A 19,263-nucleotide genomic window follows, 5' to 3' on the forward strand; every position below is an offset into this window, starting at 1 on the left:
TACTTCACCCGATCACCCGATGGCCCGATCACCCGATTCTTCAGGCTCCTACAAACAACGTTCTGAGCCTTGCCTTGAGACTCTGTTGCTCCTCCTTGATTCGCCCCACACGTGCACGATGCGTGTACATCAGCAAGCCAACACAACTAGCAAAATCCGTCTGTGCCAGACTCGTCGGCATTCGTGGAATGCCGCTCACGTGTCCCAATCGTGCGGGACAACGCAGAACCTGCTCCGCGATTTCGCAAATTCCTGGCAGTCGCGAGGCGCCGCCGATCAGGACGCAACCAGCGCCAAGTCCCTCAAAAACCCTGGCTTGGCGAAGCTGATCACGAAGCATCTCGAAGAGCTCTCGCGCACGAGGCTCGAGGATCTCGCCTAGGGTCCGCTGTAACATCAGCCGTGCGGGTCGTTCGCCTACGGAAGGTACTTCGATTTCGTTTCCTTCCGGAATGCTGGTCACCACGGCGGCACCAAACATCCGTTTCATTTTCTCTGCCTCAGCCAGAGGTGTGCGCATGCCAACTGCCACGTCGTTAGTGAAGTGATCGCCGCCAATGGGAACGACTCCGGTGTGAGCGATAGCGCCTTCGTAAAAGACCACTACCTCAGTCGACCCAGCTCCGATGTCGATGAGGCAGACACCTAATTCGCGCTCGTCGGCATCGAGCGTGGCGTCGGCACAAGCCAGCGGCTCGAAAACGATATCGTCAACGTGAATTCCGGCCTTATTGGCTGCGGTCACCAGATTCTGCGCGGCTCCGGTAGCGCCGGTTACGACATGCGCATTCACTTCGAGTCGCATTCCAATCATGCCGATGGGATCTTGAATGCTGCCTTGCTCATCGACGATGAACTCCTGCGGAAGCAGGTGGATGGTCTGGCGATCCGGAGGAAGAGACACCGATCGCGCCCGTTCCACGGCCTGGCGAACGTCGTCGCGATTGATCTCGCGCGGGCGCGAGCCCAGGTTGATGCCGCCCCGGCTGTTGAAACCCCGAATGTGTGGGCCGCCTATTCCAATCGCCGTGCGCTCGATAGGCAGTTGAGCCGTTGCTTCGGCCTGCTCAACCGCACGCTGAATCGAGGCTGTAGCTTTGTCGAGCTCGACAATCACGCCTTTGCGCGAGCCTTTCGAATCGGCGATGCCGTGTCCGCGATAGCGCAGGCCAGCTTCCGTAACTTCCCCAACCAAGACGCAGGTCTTCACGCTGCCTACGTCGAGAATGCAGATCGAGTTCTCGTTTACTTTTGCCATTATTCCTAAAACCCGATTTCACCACGGAGACACGGAGGCACGGAGAAGAGCAATTCGAAGGAATTTTGATGAAAGGCGACAGTGCCTTTGATTTCCGCGCGCACCCTCATCGTTTTCCTCCGTGTCTCCGTGTCTCCGCGGTGAAATTCCTCTTCATAACCTCGTTGCTGCTATCTGGGTTCACGATGATCTGTCCGTCGTAGCGCAGGTCGACTGAATCGAGCGTCTGAAATTGCTGCCGCCATGCGCCCGCATGGGACAGATAAAGCTTGAAGCGCGAAAGAAATTGATCAGCGCCAAGATGAACGAGCACCGCCCCAGCAGGATCGGCAACTGTCACTTTCAGATCCTCAGGGTCCGTCAGATCTACTTCGCTCAGGTCGTTTGAGTAATGGTTTCCGCCAGCATCCAATTCGCTCATCAATCGCGAATAGAACTTCATCTGAACGCCACGAGTTGAAATTGGGTCGGAATCGCTCAAACCGAATACAACCGGAAAGGAATAGTGTGCTCTGCGCGCTGGTTCCATGATGACGCCGTGGGCGTCCACCAAGTGAATACGCCCATTGATGCGAGCGAAGGCAACAGGTGTGCGCTCTTGAACCTGCACTGCAAGGCGATTCGGCAACAGGCGCATCAAGCTTGCTGATTCGATCCAGGGAATTTCTTCAAGCTGCTTCTTGCGCTGCTCCAACGGAATGAAGAAAACATTGCGCCCGATATCTCCACCGAGCACTTCCATGACTTGGGAACGGGGCACCTTATCCAAGCCACTGATACTGATGTCGTCGCTCGACAGCACGCGAAACCGCCAGTTTCTTGTTCCGTAGCGATAAACGCTGCCGTAAGCAAGCGCCCCGACCGAGAGCAGCGCCACCACGCTCAGCGCGATTCGGATGCGACCGGCAGTCTTCTTAGGAAGAGCACCCTTGCGAACAACAACTCGCCGGCCGGCACGGCGAAATTGTGGCTCAGGATTCGTATCGGCGAGAGACGAGTCCGCACCGAACCCCGAGTTGAGTTCGTCGTCGCCAGCAGAAGCGACATCGACGCGAGTGGAAATATCCAACTCTTTATACTGAGCGTCGTTTCGCGGCATTAATCGATTGTCAGAGAATCGCCGTACTTGCAACTATAACCGCAAACGATGAATTTTCAGAGCAGGAAAATGAAGGTCGAGAGATTTTTTTGAATTGAATTCGTAGCAGATCGGGTCATCGGGTGATCGGGTGATCGGGTGATTTGCCTTCAAGCGATGAAACGCCCTGTTTGCTCGACATGCGGCGCGCGTTTCGCTTCTCAAGCTCTTCCAATACTAGTGGTCCAATTTGATAAACGCTGCCTGCACCGAGAGTGAGCACGAGATCTCCACTCTTCGCATTTGATGCAGCATGACTTGCAGCATCAGCAAACGAGGTGACGTATTCAGCTTGTGTTCCAGAAGACGTGATGCGCTCAGCTAGTCCTTCGGCCGTTACACCAGGAATCGGTTCTTCGCTCGCAGCATAAATATCGAGCAATTGAAGCGTATCGGCATAGCCAAAAGCGGTTTCGAATTCGTCGGCGAGATCGCGGGTGCGCGTGTAACGATGTGGTTGAAAGATCACATGGATGTTCCTGAATCCACACTGCCGAGCGGCTGCCAGAGTCGCGCGTATCTCTGTGGGATGATGCCCGTAATCGTCGACGACGCTCACTCCGTCGACCTTGCCTTTGAGCTGGAAACGGCGATCTACGCCGCGAAATTGCGAGAGCGCTTCGGAAATCTTCTCTGCAGGGATATCCAGTCCGATTCCGGCTGCGACCGCGGCCGTCGCATTCAGCACGTTGTGGTGGCCGGGCACATGGAGATCAAACTCGCCGATCTTCGTCCCACGGTTCACGACCTCGAACCGGCTGCGTGGCCGCCCGTCTTCGGATCTGCAGCCTTCCTCCAACACGCGAGTGTGAAAATCGCACTCCTCCCCAGCACCGTACGTAATTACACGGCGCTCTAATCGGGGGAGCAGGTTGCGAAGACGTTCATCGTCCTGACATGCGATCACCGCGCCATAAAAAGGAACTCGGTTCATGAAATCGACGAAAGCTTGTTCCACATCGTCCATATCGCGATAGCAGTCCATGTGTTCGCGATCGACGTTGGTCACAATCGACAGAATCGGCGAGAGCTTCAGAAACGACCGGTCGCTCTCATCGGCTTCGGCGACCAAATACTGCGATTTCCCCAAGCGTGCATTAGAGCCCATAGCATCTACGCGTCCACCAACGACGACTGTGGGATCGAGTCCGCCGGCCGCGAGCACCGCGGCAACCATCGATGTGGTTGTGGTCTTGCCATGCATGCCGGCAATCGCGATGCCGTACTTCAGGCGCATGAGTTCGGCGAGCATCTCGGCACGGGGAATCACCGGAGTGTGCTGTGCTCGCGCAGCCTGGATTTCGGGATTGTCTCGCGTGACCGCCGATGTGGTGACCACCGCCTCGGATCCTGTGACATTCTCCGCACGATGCCCAATAAAGATGATGGCACCGAGGCTCGCAAGGCGTTGCGTGACCGATGACTCGCGCAAATCGGAACCCGAGACCTTGTAGCCCAGGTTAAGCAGCACCTCAGCAATGCCGCTCATGCCGATACCGCCTATGCCGACGAAATGAATTCGTTGAACTTTGGCAAACATGGTCTAAAAGACAGCGTACAGGCAACAGGTTACAGGAGGATAGGAATGGTCATTTCCTTACCCCAGGGGTCTTTGATATGTCCGCCGCCATCGTGGCGATTTCCTTTCCTGCGTTCGGATGGGACAACGATTGCGCTTTGGCTGACATGCTAAGCAACGCTGTTGGATTTCCGAGCATTTCCGCGACGACCGCACTGAGGCTCGCCGGGCTGAGTTGCGATTCCGGAATCATGCGCGCTGCGCCCGCGCTCTCTAATGCCTGTGCATTCTTGAGTTGATGATCATCGGCTGCTAACGCAAATGGAACGAATATGGCGGGCTTTCCTGCGGCAGTAATCTCGGCGACGGTGCTGGCTCCAGATCGGCATAACACCGCATCCGCCTGAGCAAATGCCGCAGGCATGTCATCAATGAAGCGGCTCACCTCGACCGGGAGGTTCGCCTGCCTGTACGCCGCATCTACGCGCTCGAAATCGCGCTCGCCGGTCTGGTGGCGAATGTGAATGCCAAGTGCGTGCCACTTTGGAATAGCGTCAATCATGGTCTGGTTGAGTATGCGCGCGCCCTGGCTGCCGCCAAACACGAGTAACGAGCCTGGAGGCGAGAACTTTCGCTCGGCGATTTTGAAGAATTCCTGCCTCACGGGCACGCCGGTCACACGGGCATTATGGAAGAACTTCTTGGTCTCCTCAAAATGCACCGCTGCTGCGGTCACGTAACGGGCCACGACTCGGTTGGCGAATCCCGGCACCAGATTAGGTTCGAAAGCGAGAGTGGAGATGCGCATCAACAGAGCTGCCAACATGCCGGGACCAGAAGCATATCCGCCAACACCGATCACAACTTCCGGCCGAAACTCGGCAAAGATCTTGCGGCAGGCGAGGACTGCTCGAGGAATATCCGTGAGCGTCCTGGCACGACGAGCCAAGCTGACACCCTTCAGTTGTCCAACCTGGACTAGACGCAGCTCAAACCCGGCCTGCGGAACGAGGCGGGTCTCGATCCCCCGACTCGTGCCCACGAAGATGACTTCTGCAGAGTGAACCTGGCGAAGCTCGCGCGCGACGGCCAGTGCAGGAATTACGTGACCGCCAGTGCCTCCGCCCACAATCGCTACCCGCATCGACTAGTCTGTCTGCTGGCTGATATTCAGCAGCACACCCACGCAGGCGAGCGTAATGAAGAGCGAACTTCCGCCGTAGGAGATGAACGGCAGAGGAATACCCTTCGTCGGGAGCAAACCTAGCACCACGCTGATATTGAAGAAGGCTTGAATCGCGATCGTGCTGGTGATGCCAACTGCAAGCAATCGAGCGTAGAGGTCTGAGGTGCGGATCGCCGCTCGCATGCCCCGGTAACAAAACACTCCAAACAACGCGACCACTGCCACCGTGCCCAGCAGGCCGAGTTCTTCGGCGATCACGGCAAAAATGAAATCGGTGTGCGGCTCAGGAAGATAAAAGAGCTTCTGCTTCCCTTCCATAAGTCCGATACCAGCGATGCCCCCCGTGCCCACCGCAATGAGCGACTGAATCATATGGAAACCTGCGCCCTGCGGGTCGGCCCAAGGATCCACAAATGCCAGCATGCGCTGACGGCGGAAGCCGACATGAAAGAGGAGGTAATACAGCGCGGGCAAGCTAGCCAGCACTCCATATCCCAGGTACCTCAGCTCCATGCCGACAACAAACAGCACTGAGGCAGTCATGGCCATGCAGACTAGAGCGGTGCCCAGGTCGGGCTGCTTCACAATCAGCAGTGAAAAAATCAGGCTGGGTAGCACGGCGGGCAGCAGAGTTCGCCGCCAATCATCGATCGCTCCGGTTCTGGTCTCCAAAAAGAATGCTAGAAAGAAAATGAGCGCGGGCTTTGCCAGCTCTGAAGGCTGGAAGGAGAGCACGCCGAAGCGTATCCAACGATGAGTATTGTGCGAGCGGTCGAGAAACAGCACCGCTACCAACAGCACCATCGTCACGCCGAGTAGGGTAAAGACCACGGCGGGATGCTTGTATTTCCGGTAGTCCACTCGCATGAGCACAACCATCGCGAGCACTCCTGCGCAGGTCCAACCGATTTGCCGCAAGAGGAAGGTGTACGGGGACCCAAAGCGGTCTTTGGCCATCACGGCTGAAGCGCTGAAGACCATGACCAGTCCAAGAAGAACAAGAAGGAGAGTGGCGCCGAAGAGCCAGCGATCAACGCTGACGCGCTTCGCCATCAGCGGCGCTCCTGGCCTGCGGTTGCAGGGCTAGCGAATTGTTCCACTAATGTACGGAAAGTACGTCCGCGGTGTTCGTAGTTCTCGAACTGGTCGAAGCTGGAACAGGCTGGAGCCAGCAATACGACATCTCCCACTTTGGCGAGATCACGGGCACGCTCGACCGCATTGTCGAGGGTCTTGCACGGCAGCACCTCAACCGCTGACTGCACGTGCGAACGGATCTTTTCCGCCGCCGCGCCGATCGTGTAGACGCGTTTTACTCTCTCACGCAGCAGATTGTTCATCAGTGTGTAATCGCTGTCTTTGTCTTTACCGCCGAGAATCAAGTGAATATTTCCAGGGAAAGATTCAATCGCCTTAATAGTGGCATCGACATTTGTCGCTTTGGAGTCGTTGTAATACTCCACTCCGGCAACCGTGGCGATGTGCTGCAGCCGATGATCGACGGCTTTGAACTTCCGCACGGCATCACGAATACTTGTCCCATCGGAACCACAAAGACGGCCAACGCTGACCGCAGCCAGCACATTCTCGAGATTGTGGGCGCCCTTAAGCGGAATTTCCGAGACCGGCATGATTTTGTCCTCGCGCTTAAAGTCGCGCCAATAGATCTCGCCTCCTCGGACAAATGCTCCAACCTGTTCGCCACTTAACTCACGCTTGCGTGTGAACCAGCAGAGCTGGGCCTTGGTGCGCGTTTCGAGTCCAGCGCTGCCCGGATCGTCGAGGTTCAACACCGAGTAATCGGACACGGTTTGATTCTCGAATATGCGCGCCTTCGCCGCTGTATAAGCCTCCATGCTGCCGTGCCGATCGAGGTGGTCGGGCGTAATGTTCAGGACGACCGCAATCGAAGGATGAAACGTCTGAATCGTCTCGAGTTGAAAGCTTGAAACTTCGATCACGTTCACGGTGTCATCGGTCGAATCATCCACCAGGAGAATCACTGGTGTTCCAATGTTGCCGCCGATGAGAGTTCTTTGACTGGCACTGGCGATCAACTCGCCGCACAGAGTAGTCGTCGTAGTCTTGCCGTTCGAGCCTGTGATCGCGACGATCTTTCCTTTGAGAAAGCGAGTTGCTAACTCAATTTCTCCGATCACGGGAATGCCCTGGGCGCGTGCGCGAACTAGCTGTGGGATATCCGAGGGCACGCCCGGACTGACTACGATCAGGTCCTGATCGCGAAAAGTGCGCTCGCCGTGTCCGCCGGTTTCGACCGCGATTCCACGGTCGAGCAGGGCTGGAATTTGGTTCTTCAGCTCACTTTGGCTTCGGGTGTCAGAGACGGTAACACGAGCGCCGCGAGCGGCTAAAAACTGCGCAGATGCGACGCCGGATTTTCCTAGTCCGACGACAAGCACGCGTTTGCCTTTCACATCCATCGCCATCTGCCATTCTGCCACGAGTTGCTCTGGACTTCAGCGCAGTTTCAGCGTCGTAAGAGCAAAGAGTGCAAACACGAGCGCAGCAATCCAGAAGCGCACGATCACCTTCGACTCCGACCACCCAATTAACTCAAAGTGATGGTGCAGTGGCGCCATCTTGAAGATGCGCTTCTTGCGAAGCTTGTACGAACCCACTTGCAAAATCACCGACAGCGCTTCAAGCACGAATACTCCACCGATGAATGGCAGCAGCAGCTCCTGCTTGATGATGACGGCGACGGTCCCGATGGCGCCACCCAGTGCCAGCGAGCCGACGTCGCCCATGAAGATTTCGGCGGGATGCGCGTTGTACCAAAGAAAGCCGATACTCGATCCGACCATGGCGCCGCAGAACACGGTAAGCTCTCCGACCTGCGGCATCTTTTGCAATTCCAGGTACTCGGCAAAGCGCGCGTGGCCGCTTACGTAAGTAAGGACCGTCAAAGCAGCGGCGGCTACGATTGTGCAGCCGATCGCGAGCCCATCCAGTCCATCAGTGAGGTTAACCGCGTTGCTCGATCCCACAATCACTAGAACTACAAAGATGATGAACGGAAGAAACGCGAGGACCCAGAGGTGAGGAGACTGCAGCAGCGCTTCGATCGCCAGATCAGGTCGAAACCGCTTTATGAAAGGCACCATCAGATGCGTGGAGTATTGACCGGTCGCCTGCATGGCAACCAACACGACCGCGATAATGAAGCTAACCGCGATCTGTAGACCTAGTTTGGAGCGGCCCGTTAGCCCGAGGTTACGATGATGGACGATCTTCAAGTAATCGTCTGTAAATCCAATCGCTGCGAATGCCAACGTCGAGAGCACAACCATCCAGATATATCGGTTCGTCAGGTCGGACCAGAGTAGCGTAGGAACGACGATGGCGACCACGATAAGCACTCCGCCCATGGTTGGAGTGCCCGCCTTCTTCTGATGGGCGGCTGGACCTTCTTCTCTTATGTATTGCCCAATCTGGAACTGACGCAATTGCCGGATAATGGCTGGACCTACGATCATCCCCATGAATAGCGCAGTGAGACTGGCAAAGGCGGTGCGGAAAGTGATGTAACTGAAGATGCGAAAAGGAGGGAAGACCGTGTGCAGCCTCTGATACAGCAACCAATAAAGCAATCTTCCTCCGCTCTAACCGATATATCTAATATGAATCACCCTGGGGATATGGGCCTAACGTGTACCTTGTTCAGTTCGTCATGTAAGACGTAATTTCTCATTCAGCCGTTCGAGAGCGCGTTCGAGCCGCACCCCGCGAGATGCCTTGAGCAAAACCACATCGCCGGCTTGAAGGTTGTCGGCAAGCCAATCTCCTGCCTGTTCTGGCTCCGCGAAAAATTTCGCGTTCACACCAGCGGCCGCAGCACCTTCCACTATAAAGCGAGCCTGCCCACGTACTCCGATGAGAATATCGATCTTGCGTTGTGCAATGTGATTCCCGGATTCGCGATGCAAATCGGGAGCGGTGGGACCGAGTTCAAGCATCTCGCCCGCCACCACAATCCTGCGTTTGGCCGGTGAAGCCGCCACCACGTCCACCATAGCATCGAGCGCCTTGGGATTCGAGTTGTAAGAGTCGTTGATGAGCGTGGCGCCGGCAACCTGAGTAACTTGTCCGCGCTTGTCGGGAGCCTTGAGCGAAGCAAGCGAAGCTGCAGCTTCAGTTGGCGTGACTCCGCCCTCGAGAGCGACCGCGATGCCCGCTAAGGCATTCAGCAGGTTGTGACGTCCCAGCAACGGCAGCTCCAGCGGAGTGTTCACTCCACTCGCAGCGAGCTGAAAACGCGATCCGCGTGGACCGAGGTCCTCAATCCGCTTTGCGCAGACCTCGGCCGGATGTTCAATGCCGAACCGAATGACTTTCCCGTGAAAATCGCGCCCGAACTGCGAAACGTAAGCATCGTCGGCATTCAGGAAAGCCATCCCACCCGCGGGCAATGCCGCAATCAACTCATATTTTGCCCGCGCAATGCCCGAAATGCCCTCCGGAAAAAATTCGAGATGAACAGGAGCGACCGAAGTGACCACACCCCAATCCGGCTTTGCAATCTCGCACAACGCGGCGATCTCTCCTGCGTGCGACATGCCCATCTCAATCACGGCGATGTCGTGCTCCGATTCGAGCTTTAGGAGTTGCAAGGGCAATCCGAAATGATTATTGAGGTTTCCGAGTGATTTCAGCACGTGAAAGCGTGCCGAGAGCAGATGCGCGATTACATCCTTGGTCGTGGTCTTACCAGCAGAGCCCGTCACGCCGATTAATCGCTTACCCCAAAGTCTGCGGACTGCGGCTCCTAGTCGCTGAAGGGCGACGAGCGTGTCCTTTACGATCAGTACTTGTTCTTCGCCGGCGAACTTCTGAGATTGATCCTGCGCGACTACCGCTGCAACCGCACCAGACCTGAGCGCGCCTGAGACGAATTCATGACCATCGAGCCGCTCGCCTTTTACGGCAAAAAATAGATCCCCCGGCTGGATGGTGCGGGAGTCGATCGAATAACCAGACGCCACCCGCTCGCCATCGAAGTTGCCCGATGCTTCAATGAACTCTGCAATTCGCCACAACGGCAGCTTCATGCGACGGGCGCTCCCTCAGGAACGAACGCCCTATAACTCAAACTAGCCAACACTTCCTTAGCGATCTGCACATCATCAAACGGGAACGTGCCGTCACGAGTGATCTGGTATTTCTCGTGACCTTTGCCGGCGAGAAGAACTATGTCGCCCGAACGAGCCTCAACGATTGCGAGCGTAATTGCCTTTCGACGATCGGGCTCAACGGCGTGTGGAGTTCCCGTTTGCAGTAGGCCCGGCAGGGCATCAGCGATGATCTTTTGCGGGTCCTCACTGCGAGGATTGTCGGACGTCAGTACCACAAAGTCGCTGCCTTCTCCGGCCGCACGCCCCATGAGCGGACGCTTAGAGCGGTCACGATCGCCGCCACACCCAAACATAGTTATGATCCGGCCCGGCGCCTTTTGCTTATCGCGCAATTGCCGCGCGCTGCGAGTGAGATTGCGCAATGCATCGTCCGTGTGGGCATAGTCGACGACCACGATAAAAGGCTGCCTACAATCAACCAGCTCGAACCTGCCCGGTACCCGCTCGAACGAGGCTATCGCGTTGCGAATCTGCTCAACAGCACATCCGCGAGCAAAGCCTGCGCCAGCCGCAGCCAGCACGTTGTAAACGTTGATCTCACCAATCAATCGTGATTCACACGCGACCGACTTGCCTCGAACGCGCAGCCGAAACCGCGTTCCTGTAGGCAGATACTCGATGTTCTGCGCAGTCACATCGCATTCGGAACGAAGCCCGTAGCTCATGGTTTCGGTACCGCTGTGCTTCGCTGTCCCAAGAAGCGAAGTTCCAAAGCTGTCATCGGCATTGACTACGGCCAACCGGGGAGGAGCGGCCCCATTCGACTCGAACAACTTTTGCTTCGACGCAGAGTAGGCATCCATGGTGCGGTGGTAGTCGAGATGATCGCGTGTTAGGTTCGTAAAAACCGCCACATCGTAATGCAGTCCATAGACGCGCCCCTGCTCCAATGCGTGAGACGAGACTTCCATCACGACCTCGCTCGCACCTGCCCGCAGAGCCTCGTCGAATGTCGCATTCAGCTCCAGTGACTCGGGCGTTGTGTGAGGAGCAGGAATGACGCGACCGGCAACGTGATACTCAATGGTTCCAATCATCGCCACCGAGCGGCTCGCGGCTCGCAGAATGTGCTCGGTAAGGAAAGTGGTCGTGGTCTTTCCATTCGTTCCAGTGATTCCCGTCAGCTTCAACTTCTCTGCTTGTCGAGCATAGAAGTTGGAGCTAATGCGAGCCAATGCTTTCCGGCCGTGCGCTACTCTGGCGAATGCTACGCTGCCGGGCAAAGCAACGTCATCGGAATCGGAAACTACGGCAACTGCGCCCTGGCGGATCGCTGTATCGATGAAGCGATTGCCATCGCTGGTTTCACCATGCATCGCAAGAAAGACGAATCCAGGACGCACCTTGCGCGAGTCATAGGCGACACCTTGAACATCGGCGTCGCCAGCGATTGAGATCGCGTCGACGTCGCGCATGATTTCTCGGAACTTCATTGAGGCGATTATAGTGGCGTAAATTCCGTTGATAATTGAGGTAAAGACCTAGGGAAACACTAAAGGTCTAGCGCGCAAATTGCACTGTCACGTGTCCACCAGTGGGCAGTCGCGCGCCGGGCATCGGATTCTGTTGCCTCGCCACTCCGGAGCCGAAGATGTCGACCTCCAGCCCTGCCTTTTGGCTCTCTTCGATTACTGTGCGGACCGGCTTGCCCAGGAATGACGGCACAGTCTTTGCGGCGTCCACGTCAAGCACAACGGTTCCAGTCCTAGGGAGGAGCGGGGAATTCGAACCTTCATGCAGGGTTGTGCTGCCATCACTAGACGCAGCATGCTGCGTCTCTACAGTTGCTGCTTGACGATAGGCAGCAGGAACGACTCCGTGATCATTTGACGGGGCAGCAGACGCAACCACCGTGGCGGCTGAATCCTGCTGATTGTCATTCTCTGCAACCTCCTCGCCCACATGATCCGGCGAACCTTCCATCTCATCCTCGGGCTTGGCTTTGGCGCGAAGGAGCATTCGCTGCGGGTTTCTGACCTCTACGTCATGAGGAACGTCGAGATACTCAAGAACCTGCTGCGCGATGCGATTGAAGATCGGCGCAGCAACATCGCCTCCGTGATGCGCGCCAACGGGAGAATCTAAGATCACCGTCACCGTAATCGCAGGATTGTTGACCGGCGCAAAGCCGGAGAACGAGGCTATGTGCTTCACCCGATCATAACGGTGCGTTACTGGATTGATCTTCTGAGCCGTTCCCGTCTTTCCCGCCGAAGTATAGCCATCCAGGATTGCCTTCTTTCCTGTGCCCTGGAGCACTACTCCCTCCAGCATCCTCTTCATCTCTGCAGCTGCAAAGGTCGAGATCACTCTATGTTGCTGTCCCGGACGAAACACCACGGTCTGTGCGGATCCAGCACGGCCTTGCCCAACCGGGGTGCTGCCAGCGACGATACGCGGGGGCGTCCAAATACCGTCATTGGCAATACTGGAAGTCATCGTGACCAACTGCAGGGGAGAAACGCCGATCTCCTGCCCCATGGAGATCGCGCCGATGCTCATCTTCGACCACCGGTTTACAGGCTTTGTGATACCTCGGGTTTCCCCTGAAAGCTCAATCCCAGTTTGGGAGCCGAAACCAAAGCCGCGGATGTACTTGTACATGCGGTCTTCGCCTAACCGCATGGCGATCTTGATCGCACCCACGTCGCTGGAGCGTTCCAGGATCTGGCTCACGGTAAGCAGCCCGTACGGCTTCCAGTCGTGAATGCGAACGCCGCCTACGACGATCGATCCCATCTGGCAGTCGAAAATCTCGTTGGGATTCGTGATCCTCTCTTCTAGCGCCGCGGCGATGGTCACCATCTTGAACGTCGAGCCCGGTTCGTAGACATCGCTTACAGCGCGGTTTTTTAGCGACTTAGGATCGAGACCGCGCGAATTGTTCGGATCAAATGTCGGACGATTCGCCAGTGCCAGTATCTCTCCTGTTTTGGGATTCTGGATTACGACTGTGCCGGCTTCAGCGTGGGTCTTCTGCATCGCCGCATCGAGTTCCTTTTCCGCGATGTGTTGCACATCCTCGTCGATCGTGAGCACGAGGTTCTGACCAGGCTCGGGATTCTTCTCTACACGTCCAAACCAGCGATGGCGAGCGTCCATCGAGATGAGCATTTTGCCTGGACGACCGCTCAGCCGCTGATTGAAAGAGCGCTCAATTCCTGCCAGGCCATCATCGTCCATGCCGACGTAACCGATTACCTGCGCGGCCAGATCATTTTTTGGATAGAAGCGCTTGGGCTCTTTTTGGAAGTAAATGCCTTTCAGATTCAGCGCGCGCAGTCGTGCTGCAACGTTGTTGTCGAGCTTACGCGCGATCCAAGTGAACGAGCGCGACGACTCGAGCTTAGCCAACATCTCTTTGGGATCAGTTTTGAGAATGTGTGCGAGCAACTTCGCAGTGCTCGCCTGATCGGGAATTTCGGAAGGCACTGCGAAGACTGAGTCCACCTGGACGCTCATGGCCAGCGCGCGTCCCTTGCGATCGTAGATGACGCCACGCGGCGGAGAGACTTCAATACTGCGCTGCTGCTGGCGCGCTGCTTTTTGCGTCAGGAATCCGTATTCCACCACTTGCAGCCACAGCAATCGGCCGCAGATCGCGAAAATCCAGAGACAGAAAAAAGCCGCAAAGAGCGACAGTCGTAGACGGCCTTCGTGCTTCGTGGTACCAGGAGGCATCGGTGCTACGAGCCCAAGATTAGATTTAGAAACATTGTTGAGATCGGGTCATCTGGTGATCGGGTGAACTAAGACCGGAACTCAACTCTTACTTCACCCGATCACCCGATGGCCCGATCACCCGATCTAAAACGTGTGTGGCGGCCCGGTTGGTTTTCCAAGGCCACCACAATGCCGCGGGTCAAATCCCGCGAAACTTCAGATTGCCGCCCTTAGGAGATGAGCTTATTGCCAGTTGCTCTCCACCACCTGAATACCCGATGCTCTTGCCATTACCGGAGCAGTCGGATCTGCGGTAGCTTCAAGATGCATTACCTGCCCCGCCTGCGGAGCCACGAGGCCCAATCTGGCTGCGAGTTGCTCAATCCGTTCGGGATCGCGTAGCGATGCTTCTTCGAGACGTAGCGCACGATTCTGCTCGAGCAGCGCATCGCGCTCGATCTTCTGCGCTTCAATCTTGTAGCCGTACTCGATCGAGCTGAGGTGCTGCCAGGCGTAAATCATGGTGAAAAAGAACAGGACCGCCAGCGAAACCGAGAACATCGCGATTTCTCGCGCACGCTTTGGATCCGCGAGTTTCACGAGACGCGAGTTATCGATGGCCTTATTGAAGTAGATCTCGGGCGTGACTCCTCCCCACTTGCGCATCCGTGGGCGGGTTCGCGAATGCTGCCCGCCCGATCTCGATGCTGTGCCGACCGGCTGCCACATGCGGTAGCCGCCGCGCCCGGTGATTGCTTGGGTCGCCATTTACGCTACTCCCGCGTGTACATGAATGTAGGAAGCGTCGAGTAAATCGGCATGGTGAAGGAACTGCTCAATGAGTTCTTCTTCACGGTTGATGTGCGCCTCAACCTCGGCGCGCTGTACGCTTTGGATCAGCTCGTCGATCAGTTTGCCTGTATACATCGTTTGCCTCCTTGTACTTGCTCGTACTCCAGACGCAGCATGCTGCGTCTCTACCTAAACTTGTTTAACCGGGACAGCACCGCTCGATGAGGTAGGTGTGCTGTGGATTTTTTCTTTCGCCCTTAAGTCCATCCGGTAGGACGATGCTGCCCGGCCACCTTTCGGCGATTAGCGGGCGTCTGAGCCCGCTGCCGAAATCCTGAGCGAAGCGAAGGATCTCTTCGTGATGCTCGGATTTCATCGCCGTCAATTCCTAAATCTCTTCTGCCGCCCGCAATTTTGCGCTGCGCGCTCGCGGGTTGCGATCCACTTCCGCCTCTGAAGCCGTTACCGGCTTTTTTGTCAGCAGCCGGTAGACGCCATTCTTTGCTCCCTCGCGCATCGCATCTTTCACGATGCGATCTTCCAGCGAGTGAAAGCTGATCACCACCAACCTCCCCGTCGAAGGGAGGAGAACCTGAGGAGCCGCCTCAAGCAAACTCCTCAGGTCCTCAAGTTCGCGGTTTACGAAGATTCGGATCGCCTGGAAAGTCGTTGTCGCCGGATGAATGCGCTTGTGTTTCATTGCCGGGAGCGCGGCCGCAACGACTTGAGCTAAGTGAGCTGTCGATCGTATCGGCCGTGCCCGGACAATGGCTCTGGCGATTCTCCGCGACCTCCTTTCCTCACCGAATTCGTAAATCACATCGGCGAGAGTTCTCTCGTCGAGGTGGTTTACCACTTGATCGGCGGTGCGCTCGTTGCGCGGGTCCATGCGCATGTCGAGCGGCCCTTCCGCCTGAAAACTGAATCCGCGTGCTGCGTCGGAGAGCTGTAAGGAGCTGATTCCCAAATCGGCCAGCAGACCGTCTGCGCTCGCCGCCTCGATTCGTTGCCCGACTTCCGCATACGACTCGTTGATTAGCGTGATGGTCGGAGCCTCGCCGCCAAGTTCGGCTGCAAGATCCCCGAGACGCTTGCGCGCCAGCTCCAGCGCTTTTGGATCCTTATCGAAGCCAATCAAATGACCCTGTGGGCCGAGGCGCCTTGCGAGTTCGCAGGAGTGGCCGCCAAGTCCGAGGGTCGCGTCGATATAGGTGCCGCCGCGCCGCACGTTCAGAAAATGGATCGCTTCTTCTAAAAGAACTGGAACATGACGTTGCCTTCCACCATCCTCGCCATGTTCGGCCTCCTGAGAGGCCTTGTTGTCTTCCACCGCTAGATGCCCAGATCAGCGAGTGTCTTCTCATCCTCTGGCGTGATCGGACTGTCTTCGAGGTGCTTGCGGAAGAGTTCTGCGTTCCGCACTTCCAAATAAGTCAGGTTCCCGAAGACCAGCACTTCCCCTTTCACGTCCGCCGATTCACGCAGCAGCTGCGGAATCAGCAATCTCCCCTGGTTATCGATCTCCACCATCTGGCCGTAGTAATTCACCCGGTCTAGGAACTTCTTCTTGGCCGGATTGAAGTTCGACACCTTTGCCAGCTTCTCTTCGATCCGCTGCCACTCTTCAAAGGGATAAATCTCGGCAACCTTCCCATCGCGGCTGGTGATGTAAAATTGCGCGCCACCATAGCTCTCGTCCATGGTGCGCTTGAATTCGGCAGGGACCTTGAGTCGTCCCTTTTCGTCCACGCGCGTTGGGTGATTGCCACGAAACATTGATTAACCGTCTGGCTCTGACTGGATATAGCCATCAGGGCCAAGGAGGCTGAAGCAGCGAAGAATCGGGTCTTAGAGGTTGTTTTTCTGTGGTTCGTCGGATTAATGAAGCTCATTCGCATCCGCTGCCACTCTCGACCACTCGACCCATTAGAGGTACTGATTCTTACCACTTTCAACCACTTTTGACCACATCCTACGCCGAAGCGGTTGTAAGTCAATGGCTTTTTTCAAGATCGGGGTATCGATTCAGTAAAACGTGTGGAAAAAACTACGTGAAGTAGGAACCGGAAAGGGCACTACTACGAATTGTGTTTAAGTGGGTGGTTCCGGAGCTGGAGAGGGGCGAACGCGAAGGCCACGAAGGAAACAGCAAGGTCACGGAGATGCTCGGGACAATTCTTGGGGATTGTGCATTTTCCTTTTGTGGTTTGCTACTCGACCAGCAAAGACATCGAATTTACCAAGTACCGACAGCCCTACCCCTTCGGTGACCTCCGAAGTTTCCTTCATGCCCTCGTGTTCGCCGTTCCAGTGCTATTCTCGCGAATCATGCCTCGCCGACTGCTTCTGCTGTTGCTGACGGTTGGCTGCGTCTCGGCAGCAACGCCACAAACTCCAGCACAGGGCCAACCTCAGCTTTCACCGCTCACGGTTACCGTCAGCGATGAAGTGGGAGCGGTAATCCCAAAAGCGCTTGTCACCGTCCGGAGTGAGACAAGCGCAGAGCAAACCTCGAAACCTCCCCTGCTTGAGCTCCGAACAGACTCGCAAGGGCAGGCGAGAGCAGGGCTCCCGTCGGGCTTTTACGATGTCTTCGTCGCCCTTGCCGGATTCGCGCCTTCCGCCCACAAAGTGCGAGTATCGGAGGGCCAACCTGCAGCCTTGAGCTTCGCCCTTGAACTCGACGAGGCATGGGCAAAAGAACACGGCGACGAATTTTCCGCCGAGACTACAGGCGCTTTCCCAGGGAAAGCTTTCCGAACGACGGACGGCGCGCGAATCCACTACGTCGAAGCCGGGGAAACGGCCAAGCCTCCCATCGTCTTCATTCCCGGATGGACAATGCCAGCTTCCATCTGGCGTCCTCAACTCGAGGGGCTTCGGGGCAAGTACCACGTGATAGCTGTCGATCCACGATCGCAAGGTGAGTCCGACACGCCTTCCGACGGCAATTATCCAGAACGACGCTCACGAGACATTGAAGAATTGATGGAGCACCTTCAGCTCCGCGACGTCACCCTGGTTGGCTGGTCGATGGGAGTGCCGGAAGTATTGGCGTACGCAAACCAATTTGGCACTGGCCGTCTGCGGTCTGTTGTCCTTGTCGACGGCTTCGTCGCGCTCGATCCTAAAGACTCGCAAGTTCAAGCCGCCTTCGCGGGAATGCTGAAGCAAGCGCAACTCGATCGCCTCAAATGGACAGAGGCGTTTGTGCGCAGCATGTACCGCAAGCCCCAGTCGGAGGACTATTTACGTAGCGTGATCCGAGCTAGCCTGCGCACACCGACAAACACGGCAGTAACGCTGATGCAGAACATGGCGACCATGGGTGATCTCTCCCCAGTGCTCGCGAAGCTCGATAAGCCAGTGCTTTTCGCATATGAGCCGCAGCTAGCAGCCACAGCACAGATCGTAAAGACCAAGCTTCCCTCAGCCCGAGTAGAAAACTTCGAAGATGCCGGACACGCGCTTTTTGTGGATGATGCGGAGCGCTTCAACAAGCTCGTCGACGAATTTGTGAGCGCTGCGCACCACTAATGGTTTTAAAGCGAGTGCTTCGCGCGGATGGCATGTGCTTCTCATTTCACCCGATGACCCGATGGCCCGATCACCCGATTCTTATGTGGTGCTATCCTCCCGAGCATGAATCAGGGCCCCAGCGTCATTCGTTTTGCGGAGTACGAGGCTGATCTCCGTAGTGGAGAGCTGCGGCGGCAGGGGCATCGTCTCAAGCTTCAGGACAAGCCGTTTCAGGTTCTCGCCGCGCTGCTGCAAAGGCCGGGAGAGCTGGTCACTCGCGAAGAGCTGCGGCAGAGCCTATGGGCCGCCGATACCTTCGTCGATTTCGAGCACGGCTTGAACACTGCCGTCAACAAAGTGCGCGAGGCGCTGCGCGATTCCGCGAACAATCCTCGGTTCATTGAGACACTGCCCCGGCGGGGATACCGGTTTATTGGGCCGATCAACAATTCGGCCAATAGCGAGGCTGTATCGCCGTCCCAGGCAGAGACGCAGTCCGCCGCGGCGGACGTCTCTACGCCGGACAAGAGAGATCTGCCTACTGCTCCGCGTCCGGCCGCTCGTGGGCTTTTGCTGCTCATCGAAGGTGCATATCTGGTTTCTTACATCGCCGCACTGCACTATCTGATCTGGGTGCGGATGCTGGCGCGTTTTAGCTTTGGCGCGGCGCAGTCGTTCACGATCGCTTCCCTGATTGTTCTGTGGTGTGCGTTGGGACTGCCGCTGCGCTTTTACCTGTGCTTTGCCATCCTCTTCGACTATGACTACCTTGGCCAGAAATTTCGGAGGCTATTCCCTTTTCTGCTCTTGATCGACGAGTTTTGGTCTGCGATGACCTTCTTCCTTGTTCCCACAATAGGGCTGGGATTCGCCTTCCCGCTATTCGTACTTGCGGTTTATTCACCGTTCGCTCAGCGAACGCTCGTGAGAATGGCATATCCGGAGCGGTAAGTTTGTCATTCCGAGCGTAGCGAGGAATCCCTACAACATCTTCAATTCCTCATCGAACGACTAACGCGGCAACGATACCCAATA

General features: G+C 56.5%; 16 protein-coding genes. 2 read left to right on the forward strand and 14 right to left on the reverse strand.

Going from position 1 to position 19,263, the window contains the following annotated elements; translation table 11 throughout:
- Positions 1-40: 40 nt before the first annotated feature.
- The 14 genes from ftsA to VNX88_02240 form a co-directional block, all read right to left on the reverse strand.
- Complete coding sequence (ftsA, locus tag VNX88_02175) at positions 41-1,258, reverse strand: cell division protein FtsA (GenBank protein ID HWY67438.1); 1,218 nt, start codon at positions 1,256-1,258, stop codon at positions 41-43.
- Between the two features lie 106 nt (positions 1,259-1,364).
- The gene (locus VNX88_02180) at positions 1,365-2,357 is read right to left on the reverse strand and encodes an FtsQ-type POTRA domain-containing protein (protein HWY67439.1); all 993 of its coding nucleotides are present in this window, start codon (positions 2,355-2,357) and stop codon (positions 1,365-1,367) included.
- Between the two features lie 115 nt (positions 2,358-2,472).
- Positions 2,473-3,936, reverse strand: coding sequence for a UDP-N-acetylmuramate--L-alanine ligase (murC, locus tag VNX88_02185; GenBank protein HWY67440.1), 1,464 nt, complete (start codon positions 3,934-3,936; stop codon positions 2,473-2,475).
- Positions 3,937-3,985: 49 nt separating this feature from the next.
- Positions 3,986-5,059, reverse strand: coding sequence for an undecaprenyldiphospho-muramoylpentapeptide beta-N-acetylglucosaminyltransferase (murG, locus tag VNX88_02190; protein ID HWY67441.1), 1,074 nt, complete (start codon positions 5,057-5,059; stop codon positions 3,986-3,988).
- A 3-nt stretch (positions 5,060-5,062) separates the two neighbouring features.
- Positions 5,063-6,154: a putative lipid II flippase FtsW gene (gene ftsW, locus VNX88_02195; protein ID HWY67442.1), complete on the reverse strand. Its 1,092-nt coding sequence runs from the start codon at positions 6,152-6,154 to the stop codon at positions 5,063-5,065.
- Positions 6,154-7,563: a UDP-N-acetylmuramoyl-L-alanine--D-glutamate ligase gene (gene murD / locus VNX88_02200; GenBank protein HWY67443.1), complete on the reverse strand. Its 1,410-nt coding sequence runs from the start codon at positions 7,561-7,563 to the stop codon at positions 6,154-6,156. The genes ftsW and murD overlap by 1 nt, the downstream gene beginning before the upstream one ends.
- A 15-nt stretch (positions 7,564-7,578) precedes the next feature.
- On the reverse strand, positions 7,579-8,712 hold the full coding sequence (gene mraY, locus VNX88_02205) for a phospho-N-acetylmuramoyl-pentapeptide-transferase (protein ID HWY67444.1): 1,134 nt from the start codon (positions 8,710-8,712) through the stop codon (positions 7,579-7,581).
- A 78-nt stretch (positions 8,713-8,790) separates the two neighbouring features.
- Positions 8,791-10,170: a UDP-N-acetylmuramoyl-tripeptide--D-alanyl-D-alanine ligase gene (gene murF, locus VNX88_02210; protein HWY67445.1), complete on the reverse strand. Its 1,380-nt coding sequence runs from the start codon at positions 10,168-10,170 to the stop codon at positions 8,791-8,793.
- Entirely contained in the window at positions 10,167-11,687 is a 1,521-nt protein-coding gene (locus tag VNX88_02215; protein ID HWY67446.1) for a UDP-N-acetylmuramoyl-L-alanyl-D-glutamate--2,6-diaminopimelate ligase, read from the reverse strand. Before VNX88_02215 ends, murF begins: the two co-directional genes overlap by 4 nt.
- Before the next feature lie 67 nt (positions 11,688-11,754).
- Positions 11,755-13,935, reverse strand: a complete 2,181-nt coding sequence (locus tag VNX88_02220; GenBank protein ID HWY67447.1) for a penicillin-binding protein — start codon at positions 13,933-13,935, stop codon at positions 11,755-11,757.
- A gap of 225 nt (positions 13,936-14,160) precedes the next feature.
- Positions 14,161-14,685: a hypothetical protein gene (locus tag VNX88_02225; protein HWY67448.1), complete on the reverse strand. Its 525-nt coding sequence runs from the start codon at positions 14,683-14,685 to the stop codon at positions 14,161-14,163.
- A complete protein-coding gene (locus VNX88_02230) occupies positions 14,686-14,844 on the reverse strand; it encodes a hypothetical protein (protein HWY67449.1) in 159 nt (52 codons plus the stop codon).
- A gap of 253 nt (positions 14,845-15,097) precedes the next feature.
- Positions 15,098-16,039 carry a 16S rRNA (cytosine(1402)-N(4))-methyltransferase RsmH gene (rsmH, locus tag VNX88_02235; protein HWY67450.1) on the reverse strand — a complete coding sequence of 314 codons (942 nt, stop codon included), beginning with the start codon at positions 16,037-16,039 and terminating at the stop codon, positions 15,098-15,100.
- A 2-nt stretch (positions 16,040-16,041) separates the two neighbouring features.
- A complete protein-coding gene (locus VNX88_02240) occupies positions 16,042-16,485 on the reverse strand; it encodes a hypothetical protein (GenBank protein ID HWY67451.1) in 444 nt (147 codons plus the stop codon).
- 552 nt (positions 16,486-17,037) lie between these two features.
- On the opposite strand from VNX88_02240, the gene VNX88_02245 reads away from it, so the two are divergent.
- Together VNX88_02245 and VNX88_02250 are read left to right on the forward strand one after the other, a co-directional pair.
- On the forward strand, positions 17,038-18,246 hold the full coding sequence (locus VNX88_02245; protein ID HWY67452.1) for an alpha/beta fold hydrolase: 1,209 nt from the start codon (positions 17,038-17,040) through the stop codon (positions 18,244-18,246).
- A gap of 105 nt (positions 18,247-18,351) precedes the next feature.
- Positions 18,352-19,179 carry a winged helix-turn-helix domain-containing protein gene (locus tag VNX88_02250; protein ID HWY67453.1) on the forward strand — a complete coding sequence of 276 codons (828 nt, stop codon included), beginning with the start codon at positions 18,352-18,354 and terminating at the stop codon, positions 19,177-19,179.
- Positions 19,180-19,263: the final 84 nt, after the last annotated feature.

The organism is Terriglobales bacterium, from assembly GCA_035567895.1.
In the GTDB taxonomy this organism is placed as follows: Bacteria; Acidobacteriota; Terriglobia; order Terriglobales; family Acidobacteriaceae; genus Gp1-AA112.

Bases quoted from the DNA above. Each gene is read 5' to 3' on its own strand.
- VNX88_02250 (HWY67453.1), top strand. From the start codon at position 18,352: ATGAATCAGGGCCCCAGCGTCATTCGTTTTGCGGAGTACGAGGCTGAT.
- VNX88_02230 (HWY67449.1), bottom strand. From the start codon at position 14,844: ATGTATACAGGCAAACTGATCGACGAGCTGATCCAAAGCGTACAGCGC.
- VNX88_02225 (HWY67448.1), bottom strand. From the start codon at position 14,685: ATGGCGACCCAAGCAATCACCGGGCGCGGCGGCTACCGCATGTGGCAG.
- murF (HWY67445.1), bottom strand. From the start codon at position 10,170: ATGAAGCTGCCGTTGTGGCGAATTGCAGAGTTCATTGAAGCATCGGGC.
- VNX88_02220 (HWY67447.1), bottom strand. From the start codon at position 13,935: ATGCCTCCTGGTACCACGAAGCACGAAGGCCGTCTACGACTGTCGCTC.
- ftsW (HWY67442.1), bottom strand. From the start codon at position 6,154: ATGGCGAAGCGCGTCAGCGTTGATCGCTGGCTCTTCGGCGCCACTCTC.
- murC (HWY67440.1), bottom strand. From the start codon at position 3,936: ATGTTTGCCAAAGTTCAACGAATTCATTTCGTCGGCATAGGCGGTATC.
- VNX88_02245 (HWY67452.1), top strand. From the start codon at position 17,038: ATGCCTCGCCGACTGCTTCTGCTGTTGCTGACGGTTGGCTGCGTCTCG.
- VNX88_02215 (HWY67446.1), bottom strand. From the start codon at position 11,687: ATGAAGTTCCGAGAAATCATGCGCGACGTCGACGCGATCTCAATCGCT.
- VNX88_02240 (HWY67451.1), bottom strand. From the start codon at position 16,485: ATGTTTCGTGGCAATCACCCAACGCGCGTGGACGAAAAGGGACGACTC.
- VNX88_02180 (HWY67439.1), bottom strand. From the start codon at position 2,357: ATGCCGCGAAACGACGCTCAGTATAAAGAGTTGGATATTTCCACTCGC.
- murG (HWY67441.1), bottom strand. From the start codon at position 5,059: ATGCGGGTAGCGATTGTGGGCGGAGGCACTGGCGGTCACGTAATTCCT.
- ftsA (HWY67438.1), bottom strand. From the start codon at position 1,258: ATGGCAAAAGTAAACGAGAACTCGATCTGCATTCTCGACGTAGGCAGC.